This window comes from Chryseobacterium sp. MYb328 (assembly GCF_037572595.1).
GTDB lineage: Bacteria > Bacteroidota > Bacteroidia > Flavobacteriales > Weeksellaceae > Chryseobacterium > Chryseobacterium pennae.
The window spans coordinates 1-13042 of record NZ_JBBGZQ010000018.1; the positions used below are offsets into that span (position 1 = coordinate 1).

Below are 13042 nucleotides of genomic sequence, written 5' to 3' on the forward strand. Positions count from 1 at the left end.
AATTTAATATGATTAATTTTTGATTAAATATAATGTTTTAAAAATCCGTTTTTGACAACTCTTTGAATAATAAAAGATTGGAGACAAACGAAACATATCAGAAATCATCGTGTGAAAATAGAGGAATTGATGAATATAAAAAAAGACTTCGGCTCGGGCAACGAAGTTGCCGAGCCGAAGATTATATTGTATTGATTTATTGAGATCAGTAATTAAGAGATCACTCCCAATTCTTTTCCTACCTTTTCGAAAGCAGCAATGGCTTTATCCAAATGTTCTTTCGTGTGAGCAGCAGATAGCTGAACTCTGATTCTTGCTTTTCCTTTTGGTACTACCGGATAGAAGAATCCAATTACGTAGATTCCTTCGTCCATCAGTTTTTCCGCCATTTTCTGAGAAAGCGGCGCATCATAAAGCATTACCGGAACAATTGCAGCATCTCCTTCCGGAATATCAAAGCCTTTAGCTTTCATTTCTGTTCTGAAATATTCTGCATTTTCCATTACTTTATCACGAAGAGAAGTATCATCAGAAATCATATCCAATACTCTTAAAGCAGCACCTACAATTCCTGGCGCTAATGAATTGGAGAATAAGTAAGGGCGTGAACGCTGTCTCAGCATATCGATGATTTCTTTTTTACCGGATGTAAATCCTCCTAAAGCTCCACCTAAAGCCTTTCCTAGCGTAGAAGTAATAATATCTACTCTACCCATTACTTCATTAGCTTCATGAGTTCCTCTTCCTGTTTTTCCGATAAATCCTGTTGCGTGAGAGTCGTCAACCATTACCAACGCATCATATTTATCAGCGAGGTCACAAACTCCTTTCAGGTCTGCTACAATACCGTCCATTGAGAATACTCCATCGGTAACGATAATTTTGAAACGGTGATTTTTTTCTGAAGCAGCGATCAACTGTGCTTCAAGATCCGCCATATCGTTGTTCTTATAACGGTATCTTGCTGATTTACAAAGACGTACACCATCAATAATAGAAGCGTGGTTCAGTTCATCAGAAATAATTGCATCCTCTTCAGTGAACAGAGGTTCAAAAACTCCCCCGTTCGCATCAAAAGCAGCTGCATAAAGGATCGTATCTTCAAGTCCTAAGAAATCAGCAATTTTTTTCTCTAATTCTTTGTGAATATCCTGAGTTCCACATATAAAACGTACGGAAGACATTCCATATCCATGAGACTGGATCATTTCCTGAGAAGCTTTCATTACTTCCGGATTGTTGGATAATCCAAGGTAATTATTGGCACAGAAGTTCAAAAGCTTTTTCCCGTTGGCCTCAATTTCTGCACTTTGCTGAGATGTGATGATTCTTTCTCTTTTGAAAAGTCCGTCATTCTCAATATTTTGAAGTTCGTTCTGTAAATGTTGAAGGTATTTTTCAGAAATCATTTTTAGTAATTTTTTAGATGTGCTAATTTAATAAAAAGGCAGTAAAATAAAACCTTTTATAAGCTTAATTCTAAAATTTGACCTTTAGATTCATTTTTAACACTATTAGTCTACAAATTTAGTAGGATAATATTTATATTTGTTTAAAATTTCTGAATATGCAATTGATCCCGGTAAAGAAAACGAAGAAACTTATTTCAAGAAACTTTATAGCCAACCACATGAAACCTCGAATCCCTATAATTATCGAAGATTTTGTAGACGCTGAAAGCCCCGCATTCCAGAAATGGAATTATGAATATTTCAAAGAAATAGCAGGAAATCAGAAGGTAGACATCTATGGCAGTGAACTGGATTCTATGGATCGAGTAGCAAGCCAGCCCATTGCACAGAGCACTTTCTCAGAGTATCTCGACCTTATAGACTCCACTCCTACTGAACATCGGCTTTTCCTATTTAATTTACTAAGTATACAACCTGAACTGAAAAATGATATTATCTATAATGATGTTACCAACGGCAAACTATTAAAATGGCTACCTTTTATGTTTTTCGGAGGCCAGGGTTCTGCGACCCGAAATCATATTGACATTGATATGTCCCATGTATTCATTACCCAGTTTGAGGGAATTAAACGGATCTGGCTATTTCCCTGGGAGCAGTCTGACCTCATGTATAAACTTCCTTTTAATTTCCACAGCCTGCCTAATATAAAGACCCCTGATTACAGCCAATACCCTGCCCTACTGTATCTAAAAGGCTATGAAGCTATCCTTCATCCGGGTGAAACACTTTATATTCCGTCCGGATGGTGGCATTATATACAATATGAAACCGGCGGATATTCTGTGTCAGTCAGAGCGCTCCCTTCAAGTCTCCTTGAAAAATGGCGTGGCTTTAAGAATTTGGTCATTACAAGAAATTTTGATAACATTATGCGAAATATCTTTAAAGAAAAATGGTTCAGATACAAGATAAGAGCAGCAAGAAAAAGAGGAGCAAAAGCTTTCAAAAAACAAAAAAGCTTTCAGATTTGAAAGCTTTTATAGTAAATAAATAAGTCGTTATTTAATGTTTCATGAATTTAATATTCTTTTCTTTCAGTGTAAAAATATAGGTTCCGGGAACCAATTCTCCAATCTGTATGGCTTTTCCCGGATGATAAACAGCCTTTCTCACCAATTTTCCATCTATAGCATGAATAGAAAATTCTGTTGTCTTATCTACTCCTTTTAAATAAAGTTCATTTTTGGCAGGATTAGGATATAAATCAAACACCTCTTTCTCTACAGAAGCTACACTTAAAGTATTATCCTGCATAACAGTGGAGCTCTTTTCCAGAATCTGATATTCATAATTAAATTGGACATTGGCTACAGGAAACAATATATTTTCAGTAAAATATTGGTTATTGAAACTGTTATTCAATACTAAATAAGCAGTCTGGCCACCGGTTCCGGTAACTTTTACGGGCAAGGGCATTTCAAAAAAGCTTACTGCAGGACTGCTCTGTGTCTGGGACACATTAAAAACCAGCTGGTTACCTGTCTGTTTCCATTTTATCATATAGGTAGGATATCCTTCTCCATACACCCAATCATTTAAAAACTCTGTAAAGTCTTTTCCTGTAGACTGAAGTAATGAGGCCTTAAAATCTGCCGTTCTCACATAATTATAAGCAAGTGCAGGCCTTGCATGATATTCCTTAAGTGCCTGATAAAATGCATTGTCTCCTAATATCCATTTTATCATTCTTAAAGTATAGCCTCCTTTGGCATAGGTCAGTCTGCTGTCAAAAATTCTATAGATATTGTTCAATCCTGAATCAGGAACATAAATACTCCCTCCTGCACTACTGGTAATATAATCTATCTGCCCGGAAAGGTAATCCATAAACTCAGCATTATTCATAATCAGTTTTTCATTCGTTACATGTTCTCCAAAGGTTGCAAAACCTTCATTCAGCCATATATCATTCCATACGCCACAGGTTACTTTATCTCCAAACCATTGGTGAGCAAGTTCATGGGCAATAAGCGGTTTGCTCCACCCTCTCATGGAAGACATCGTCTGATGTTCCATTCCACCGGTATTAAGGTATTCCATGTGCCCATATTTCTCATTACGGAAAGGATAAGCTCCAAAGTAGGCTTCATAAACATCCATCACCTCTTTCGTCCATTCTATATTAGACATTAAAGAAGCATCTCCCGCTGTAGAGGGATAGACATAATTTACAAATGGGAAGGGAGGATTTCCGATGGTTGTGACCTGTTTAGCAAAATTTGTAATGGACAATGCAATAAGATAGGCTGCAGTAGGATACATAGTTCTCCAAAAAGTAAGCTTTTGCCCTGTAACGGGTGAAATTATTTCAGACATCAATTTCCCATTGGCGGCTACACTATATTGTGAGGGGGTAGTAATTTTAAAATCAAACTTTTCAATCTTATCATTAAGACTTTGCTTGGTAGGAAACCAATCCTGTGCACCGTACGGCTCGCTTAAGGTAGAAATAGCAGGTATACCGGGCCCTTGAGTTCCTGCAACAACTGTACTGTTAGCAGGTGAACCGGAATAATGAATCGTTAATGAATCCAAAGTATTGGCTGGAACAGAAGCGGGAAAATCTATTTTAATTTCGTTGGCAGACAGTTGCTGGAAAGGGATACTGTTCCCATGATACTGTACCTGGGAAACCGTAAGAAGATTAGTAAGATCAAAGTAAATACTTCCCATGGCCTGATTAGGCTTAAAATGTGAAGTCACAGATCCCGAAACATTATGGAATACCGGATCTATACTGAGATCCATTCTCTGATACTGCAAATCGTAATTCAGAGTATTGGGATTCACACTTCCGATACCCATTTTCTTTGTGAAGGACTTCATTTCTTTTTCGGTAAGACCTTTCATGTCGATATTAGAAATCTTTTTTTGGCTGTAAAGCTGCTGAACAATCAAAAAACTCATTATCAGAAAGTAAAATTTTCTCATATGCCGTGATATTGTATTTCCCAAATATAAAAAAAACCTCTTAATCATTGATTAAAAGGTTTTTATAATATATAAAATAAACTATTTTTAAAGATCCAGAGCCGGCTCAAGAATCTTTTCCATTCTTTTCTTAACCATATCTACTGATCCTGAATAATTATTTACCATCAGAGAGAAAACTAAGGTTTTTCCTGAATTTGTCTTCAGATATCCCGCTAATGTTTTCACTTTATTTAAAGTTCCTGTTTTTGCAAAAACCTGCCCGTTTCCAGTTCCCAGAAACATTCTTTTTAATGTTCCGGACTGTCCGCCAATAGGTAAAGACGTTAAATAAGATCTGTAATATTTTTCATCCATTAAAGAAGTCAGAAACTTCACCTGAGAAATTGGAGTTACATTATTACTTCTTGAAAGTCCGCTTCCATCTATATAATTAAGGCCTAGCATATCAAAACCGGCATCCTTTAAGTGATCTGTCACTACAATTCTTCCGGATTCCGATGTTTGATCTCCCAGTCTCTGGAATCCAACTGTTCTTAATAAAGCTTCTGCTAAAGAGTTATCGCTATGCTGATTGGTATAATATATAATATCAGCCAATGTAGGAGATTTATAGGCAGATATCATTTTTCTGTTCTCCGGAGCCGGATCTGTCATTTTTGCAACTACTTTTCCGGTAACAGAAATTCCGCTTTTCACCATCGTCGTTCTGAAAGAATTTGCAAGATACGCTGGTGCGTCCGGAAGTTTGGTTGTTAAGATCCCATCTCCGTCATACTTTTCTGCATATACCATTTGATGGGCATATGGTGAAACATAGAAAAACTTCTTTTCTGTAGAAAAACCGGATTTCTTTACGATCAGCTTTTCATTAGCCGGGTTAATTGCACGGGTGGTTCCAGCTGGCAAATAATAATTATTGTTCTCTAACCATACAACATTTTCCGGAAGCATTGCAATATTGCCTTTGAAAAGCGCTGTCTGAATGATAATATCACCATTTACCTTTCGGATTCCCTCACGTGAAAGCCCACCTATGAAGTCTGAAATAATATCCCTGTAAGATCCTGCTCCTGCTTTGTTTGTTCCCAGAGATGGATCTCCACTTCCAACCACATACAGGTTACCATTTAACGTTCCGTTTTCATCTACAGATCCTGCATACTCCAGCTGAGTGATCCAGCGGTAGTTTTCTCCCAGTAGATTCAATGCGGTTTCTGTGGTCAGTAATTTTGTAGTGGAAGCTGGAACCAACGGTGAGCTTTCATTGTACGAAGAGATTACTTTCTTCGTTTTCGGGTCATACACTACGAATCCCCAGGTTGCATTTTTCAGCACAGGATCCGCCATCATTGTGTTTACATTAATGTCTACAAGTTCTTTAGCCGACAAAACGCTTCTCTCCATCGAGCCTGCAGGCGACGGAAGGTTTAAGCTGTTTTTCTGATTGTCGTAATTCTGAGAGTAAAGAACAGTAGAAACGGTAGATTGAGCCAGGAAGAAACCGGAAGCCAACACCGCTGCACTTGAAATATATTTTCTGAAATTTACCATCTATCCTTTTTTTGTTCTATAGTTTGAGCCTATAAAAAATGATAAGTTAAATCATTCAATTAAAAAGCCAAACACTTAATCAACGACCAAAAGTAGAAATTATTGTTATAAAACGGATCACAGACGTCTTATAAAAGACTGTAAAGTTTGTTAAAAATTGTTAAAAATCAACAAAAACATCTTTTTTAATGCTTTGATAAGCAGTAATTTCATCAAATTCCTTCAAACTTATTAAAACCAGGCTTTTGAACTTTTCATAGTTTTTCCCACGGGGTAACTTCAATAAAATCTGGAACTGATATAAATTATTCAACCTGGCAATCTGAGCTCTTTCCGGTCCTAAAATACATTCTTCAGGAAGATATTTTCTCAGGATTGAACCCAGAAACTGAGAGGCACGGTCTACCTTATCATCTCTCCGGTGTTTCAGTTCGATCATAATAAGCTTGGTAAACGGCGGATAGTGGAATTTCTGACGTTCGGTAAGGATATATTTATAGATTTTTGCCGGATTATTCATTTTAATCAACTGGAAAACAGAATGATCTGGATTATAGGTCTGAATCAGGATTTTCCCTTTCCCGGAAACTCTTCCTGCTCTTCCTGAAACCTGAGTAATTAATTGATATGCGCGTTCTTCCGCTCTGAAATCCTGTACATATAATAATGAATCAGCTTTAGGAATAGCTACCAGTTCTATATGGTCGAAATCTAGCCCTTTGGAGATCATCTGCGTACCTACCACAATATCAGTTTCTCCATCTTCAATTTTTTCATACAGCTTTTCGTAGGCAAATTTCTTACGCATGGAATCCACATCCATTCTGTCTACCTCATTTTCCGGAAACAGCTTGGAAACTTCTTCATGAATCTGCTCTACGCCTACTCCTCTTTCGTTCAGGTTTTCGGAATTGCATTTCGGACAGGTTCTCGGTTTTGAAGCTCTCTGACCACAATAATGGCATTTCATTTCATTGGCAGCCTTATGATACGTCATTACCACATCACAATTGGAACAATAATTAACATAGCCACAGGTTTCACACTCTATAACATTGGCATAGCCACGTCTGTTGTGAAGAACAATAGCCTGCTTCTTTTCATCAATTGTTTTCTTGATCTCATCAATAAGTTTTAAAGAAAAGTTTCCGGATACGTTTTTAGATTCCTGAGCTTCTTTGAAATTAATCAACTCATATTCAGGTAGATTTACATTCCCGAACCTTTCATTCAGGAAAATATATTTCATTTTATCTTTTCGGGCCCGGTAATAACTGTCAACTGAAGGTGTTGCAGATCCCAGAATCACTCCGGCTTTATACAAACCTCCCAAAACCAGTGCAGCATCTTTAGCATTAAAATAAGGGGTTACCTCTCGTGGCTTATAGGCTGAATCATGTTCTTCATCCACTACGATCAATCCCAGATTCTTATACGGCAAAAACAAAGCATTTCTGGTTCCCACCAGGATACTAATATCATTCTGCTTAATTCTCCGCCATACTTCAACTCTTTCAAAATCTGTAAGTTTCTGATGATAGAAACCTAGCTGCCTGCCATATTTTTTTTCCAGTCTTTGGGTAATCTGTTTGGTCAGTGAAATTTCAGGAAGCAAAAACAGTACGTTTTTTCCGTTTCTGATGCATTCTTCAATTTTCTCTAAATAAATATGGGTTTTTCCCGATGATGTTACGCCATGAAGCAGTACATTTTTCCCTTCTTCAAATGCTTCATCTATTTCGGATTTTGCTATTTTCTGCTCTTCGGAAAGTTCTTCAATCTCTTCAATCTCCCCTTCGTAACTTTCAATCCTGTCTTTCTGCATATAATACTCCTCCACAAGACCTTTGTCTGCCAATGCCTTGAAATGAGAGCTTCCAAAATAGCCATCTTCAAACAATTCGGCTTTTTTAATATGAAGATCAGGTTTTTCCGTTTGTTTCTCCAAAATGAGAAGGAACAGATCTTTCTGTTTAGGAGCTTTATTTAATTTTAAAAGAATTTCTGTAAGATTCTGATTGCTTAAAACCTCACCATTGATTCTTACATAAGCTACCTCTTTAGCCTTATATTTTTCTGCAATTTTTTCATCAATCTCTATATATTGAAGATCAATTAATGAATTGATGGTTTTAATAATTTCTTTCTTGGGAATAAAGGCTTCAATATCTGTAAGATTTACCAGCTGTCTTACTTCCAGTGCCTGGATAAGATACATTTCATTGACATCCAGATTTTCAAAATCAACAGTTATCCCCGGTTTTAATTTCAAATAGGTTTCACTCTCCAGCTTTAAAGAAGACGGAAAAGCTAACCTGTAAATTTCTCCAAGATTACACAGATAATAATCGGAAAGCCAGTTCCAGAATCGAATCTGCTCTTCAGGAAGAATAGGCTTTTCATCCAACATACTGATCACTTCCTTTGCTACAAAATCATCCGGAGCATTATTGTGAAGTTCCAAAACGATTCCGGTATAGATCTTTTTCCCTCCAAATGGAACCAGAACCCGCATTCCCGGCTGAATTTCAGAGATTAGTTCTTGTGGAACCTTATAGGTAAAGGATCCTTTTAAATTCAGCGGTAAAACAATTTGAGCGTATTGCAAGGGAAATATTTAAAGTGTAAAATTAGATTTTTCTTTAGAGAACTGCAATTTTTTGTTAATGATTACACCTATTTTGTATTATCTTTATTCACCATTTTTTTCATGGAAAATTACATTTTATTATTTTTGATAGGACTTATAGCTGGTGCTCTGAATGCGGCAGCTGGTGGTGGATCATTCATTACTTTTCCAGCTTTTATCTATGCAGGTGTTCCTCCAATTCAGGCTAATGCATCCAGTACTGTAGCATTATTTCCTGGAAGTTTAGCCAGTGCCTGGAAATTCAAAGAGTATATTCAGCCTTTTCCCAGTATTTCAATAACGGCAATGATTATTTTTACTCTTTTGGGGGGATGTGCAGGAGGCCTGCTTCTTTTATATACGCCATCAGGAGATTTTAAGCTAATAGTTCCATGGCTTCTTTTATTAGGTTCTCTCGCATTTGCATTTGGAAAACAAGCTGGTAACTGGCTTAGAAAAAGAATTAAGATTGGTTCCGGATTGGTTTTAGGTGCTCAGTTTATTTTAGGAATATATGGCGGTTATTTTGGCGGTGCAGTAGGAATTATGATGATAGCTGTATGGTCATTATTCGGCCTATCAGACATTAAAATTATCAATGCTAATAAAACACTTTTTACAGGAATAGCTAATGCTGCGGCCGTTATTTTATTTATTTCAGCAGGTAAAATATATTGGCCGGAAACCTGTACCATGATGGTTGCTACGATTCTAGGCGGATATTTTGGTGCTCATTTCACCAAAAAACTTAATCCGGTAAAGTTAAGAACCGGAATTATATTCTTCAATTTTCTGATCACCATCGTTTTCTTTATTAAAACTTTTTTCTAGTCGAAATCCATATTTAGAATATAATATCTATTATCTCATACCACATCGCAGAGGTAAAAAATCCTACAATAATGCTGACACCAATAATTAGGTTGGTTAGCTTTGTATTCAGCCTGAACTGCTCTGCAATGATACTTGAAGTTACTAATGTTGGCATCGCTGCTTCAAATATGGTAATTTTTGCTACATCTCCTTTTATTCCTAACAATAAAGCTAATCCTAAAACGATTGCCGGAGCCAGAATCAGTTTATAAAGCATAGAGGCTGACATCTGAGGAATAAGCTTTTTCCAGCCATTAAATTTCAATTGTAATCCAACTGAAAACAATGCGAGTGGACTTACCGTAGCTGCCAGTTTATCAAAAAGGGGCTCAGCAAAGGTCAAATCTATAAATTGAGACAACACCAATGCAGAGATACAGCCTATTAATGGTGGAAATGTAATCAAACGCTTCAGGATAAATACCGCACTCACCTTTCCGGACTTACTTCCACCTTTTACAGCAGCGATAATTCCTAATGTTGAAAGGGCAAAAAACATAGTTTGGTCACAAATAATAGCGATACTTAAAAGTCCTTCACCATAAAAAGCACTGATTAATGGAAATCCGATGAAAGAGGTATTACTATATCCACTGGCTAATTCCAAAGTACTCCTCGAGCGCCTTGAATATCCCCGGCTTTTACTGTAAAACATTACATAAAAGAAACAGAATACAGAAATTAAAAAGGTGGCAGCAATCGGAAAAAGCATTTCCGTTGTCCATTGTACTTTGGGCAGGTATTTAAATGAAACTGCCGGCAGAGCAAGATAAAGAATCCAGGTATTGATCCCCTTATGGGCATCCGGGTGGATAGATTTTGTTGCTTTGAATATCATTCCTGCAATAATGCACACTGCAATCAGAACAAAATTTACCATAACTATAACGAAATATGATGCAAATTTACGGCTGATTTTTGAGTTGGAAGGGTAAAATTTATCTTTTTTGAGTAAAATTTCTGCCAGATCCGAATGGCAAAGAGATTATCAAAGTCACCTGCTTTTGGTAATTCATTCTACATTTTTTTTTAAAAAGTATCAAAGAGACTCATTGCCTCAACTTTATCCAAAGATCTGGAAAGGGTGATCTTTTTTGAAGTTCCCGGTAACAGATCAAAGAAGTTATCACTGAAATGAGTGTCGCCAATCAGGTATACGTCTTTTGCCAGAACATCTGTAGAAACTTCAATTTCCGTTGGGGATACCTTTTTAATTGTGATTTGAGGTTTTGAAAGTTTCAAATCTTTTGGACTCTTAAAGAAAAACAACTTTTCGTGCTTTGCTGAATTGTTATTGAAATAAACCTTTAATACAGTTTTTGACAAATCGAATTCTGAAAACTCTCTTTTCGAAATATCAAAATGTTTCTCGCTCGAATTGGCTGGCAATTTGTCAAGAGCATCTATTCCCCACAGAAATTTACCATTAAAGTCAAATAATTCAGCTCCGGAAACGCCTTCATACTCTTCAATAAGGTCATTAATAAAGTAGATATCATAAGTTTCCTCTGTTTCTACTACTGATGGTAACACAGGCTCGTAACTTCTTTTTGCCTGATAGTGAAATGCCTTCCAATTTCCTGAATAATCAACCGAAGACCATGAAACCACGGGCCAGCAATCGTTGAGCTGCCAATATAAAGTTCCCATATTATAAGGTTTTGCCCGGCGGTGCGCTTCTATTGCAGTCTGCATTCCTCTCGCCTGCAATAATTGGGAAACGTAGTTGTATTTTACAAAATCGGTTGGGGTTTTATAGTCCCTTTCCATGTATTTATTGATGATCTCCCAGCCTCTTGCATGTTTTTCATGAGCTTTAATGGTTGAGTTTTTAAGGCTCAGATCCGGAACACCTGAAAACATTGATTTTGTAGTTTCCAGAGTGGGCATTCCCTGAAAACCATACTCAGACATAAAACGGCCTACTTTTTCATTATAAATTTCAAAGGGTTGTTCTCCCCACCAGACCCCCCAATAGTGGGAATCTCCTTCTGTAAGACTTTCTTTATGCCCCCATCCTATTGACGGAGAACTTGGCCAATATATATTTTTATCCGGACTAAGATTTTCTTTCAATGTATTGGGAATAACTTCATGAAATAATTTTTTATAATCTTTCCAGACCTGTAGCGAATCTACTTTTGAATATTTAAACTGCTTCTGGTATCCCCAATTGACGATGGCTTCATCAATTTCATTATTTCCACACCATAACGCAATAGACGGATGGTTCTGCAGTCTGTTGACCTGATCTTTTACTTCTTCTTTTACATTCTCCAGAAACTCATTGTCTGCCGGATAAAAGCTTCCTGCAAACATAAAATCCTGCCACACCAGAATTCCGTTTTCATCGCAGGCTCTATAAAACTCTTCGTCTTCATAAATACCACCACCCCAGATCCGGATCATGTTCATATTGGCATCTTTAGCCGCTTTAATCAGTTGCTGGTATTTTTCCTTCGTGATTCTTGGAGAGAAACTGTCTGCAGGGATCCAATTTGTACCTTTGATGTATAAAGGATCTCCATTGACTTTAAAAGAAAATGATTTTCCTTTTTCGTCTTTTTTCTGAACAAGTTCAATATCCTTAAGCCCATAAGTAACATTAATATCACGAATAATTCGACCTCCTTTCTTATACAAAGTAATTTTTGTTGCATATTGGTGAGGCTTCCCCCTTCCATTAGGCTGCCATCTCTTTGGATCCTTAATACTATAAGGAAGTTTGATGGTATTAAAACCTTTATTAAGATGGAATTTATGCATTCCTCTATTTAAGTTAAACCATGTAAAATATTCGCCTTCTTCTTCAGCAAAAATGTTCATATTAAATGATACCTCAGCCAATGTATTGGTGAGAGATTTTTGCTGAACCTGAATGTTCTTAACCTTTGCATTTCCCCAGAATTCCAGCTTTACATCTTTCCAGATTCCAGCTGTTACCAATCTTGGTCCCCAATCCCAACCAAACTGATATTGAGCTTTTCTTACAAAACTTCGTGGTGATTCGGGCATCGTAAACGGAACTTTTTTTGCCAGCTCTTTACCTTCATGAACAGCAGACTTAAACTTTACCTGTAGCAGATTATCTCCAAGCTTTACATATTCTTTCACCGGGATTTCCCACTTTCTGAACATATTATCTGTTTTCTTCAGCAGTTTTCCATTAAGATAAATTTCTGAAAATGTATCCAACCCGTTAAAAACAAGATCAATATTTATAAAATCAAATTCTTTGGATAAAATATCAAAATGAGTCTGATAATCCCAATCTTCATTCTCCACCCATTGAACTTTCTTTTCATTTTCGTCTTTGAAAGGATCCGGAATAAGCTTATTATTCATCAGATCCAGATGTACCGTTCCCGGGATCGTTGCTGGAAGCCAGTTTTTATCTTTTGAATTTCTGAACTGCCACTTTTCAGAAGACAGACTTCTTTCAGCATACTGTGCAAAAAGAACATTCTGAATGAGAAGAAAGGCAAAAAGTAGATTTTTATGCATCAATGATTTTATTTACAATTCGATGGATTCCATATTTAATGAGTTCACTGTTAAAATTAATAAGAAGTCCGAGTTT

General features: G+C 36.8%; 8 protein-coding genes. 2 read left to right on the forward strand and 6 right to left on the reverse strand.

What is annotated here, in order from left to right:
* Positions 1-212: 212 nt before the first annotated feature.
* Positions 213-1409 carry a glycine C-acetyltransferase gene (kbl, locus tag WH267_RS16745; RefSeq protein WP_340009868.1) on the reverse strand — a complete coding sequence of 399 codons (1197 nt, stop codon included), beginning with the start codon at positions 1407-1409 and terminating at the stop codon, positions 213-215.
* 158 nt (positions 1410-1567) lie between these two features.
* Here kbl and WH267_RS16750 point away from each other — a divergent pair, with 158 nt between their 5' ends.
* A complete protein-coding gene (locus tag WH267_RS16750) occupies positions 1568-2446 on the forward strand; it encodes a cupin-like domain-containing protein (protein WP_340009870.1) in 879 nt (292 codons plus the stop codon).
* Between the two features lie 31 nt (positions 2447-2477).
* Here the strand turns inward: WH267_RS16750 and WH267_RS16755 are convergent, their stop codons facing one another.
* The 3 genes from WH267_RS16755 to priA all read right to left on the reverse strand — a co-directional run bounded on the left by WH267_RS16755 (position 2478) and on the right by priA (position 8568).
* The gene (locus WH267_RS16755) at positions 2478-4382 is read right to left on the reverse strand and encodes a M1 family aminopeptidase (protein ID WP_340009872.1); all 1905 of its coding nucleotides are present in this window, start codon (positions 4380-4382) and stop codon (positions 2478-2480) included.
* 111 nt (positions 4383-4493) lie between these two features.
* Complete coding sequence (dacB, locus tag WH267_RS16760) at positions 4494-5960, reverse strand: D-alanyl-D-alanine carboxypeptidase/D-alanyl-D-alanine endopeptidase (protein ID WP_340009874.1); 1467 nt, start codon at positions 5958-5960, stop codon at positions 4494-4496.
* A gap of 160 nt (positions 5961-6120) precedes the next feature.
* The gene (gene priA / locus WH267_RS16765) at positions 6121-8568 is read right to left on the reverse strand and encodes a replication restart helicase PriA (RefSeq protein WP_115971001.1); all 2448 of its coding nucleotides are present in this window, start codon (positions 8566-8568) and stop codon (positions 6121-6123) included.
* Positions 8569-8670: 102 nt separating this feature from the next.
* On the opposite strand from priA, the gene WH267_RS16770 reads away from it, so the two are divergent.
* On the forward strand, positions 8671-9420 hold the full coding sequence (locus WH267_RS16770) for a sulfite exporter TauE/SafE family protein (RefSeq protein ID WP_340009877.1): 750 nt from the start codon (positions 8671-8673) through the stop codon (positions 9418-9420).
* A gap of 13 nt (positions 9421-9433) precedes the next feature.
* Here the strand turns inward: WH267_RS16770 and WH267_RS16775 are convergent, their stop codons facing one another.
* Both WH267_RS16775 and WH267_RS16780 read right to left on the reverse strand, forming a co-directional pair.
* Positions 9434-10342, reverse strand: a complete 909-nt coding sequence (locus WH267_RS16775) for an AEC family transporter (protein WP_340009879.1) — start codon at positions 10340-10342, stop codon at positions 9434-9436.
* Between the two features lie 149 nt (positions 10343-10491).
* Positions 10492-12966: a beta-mannosidase gene (locus WH267_RS16780; RefSeq protein ID WP_340009881.1), complete on the reverse strand. Its 2475-nt coding sequence runs from the start codon at positions 12964-12966 to the stop codon at positions 10492-10494.
* Positions 12967-13042: the final 76 nt, after the last annotated feature.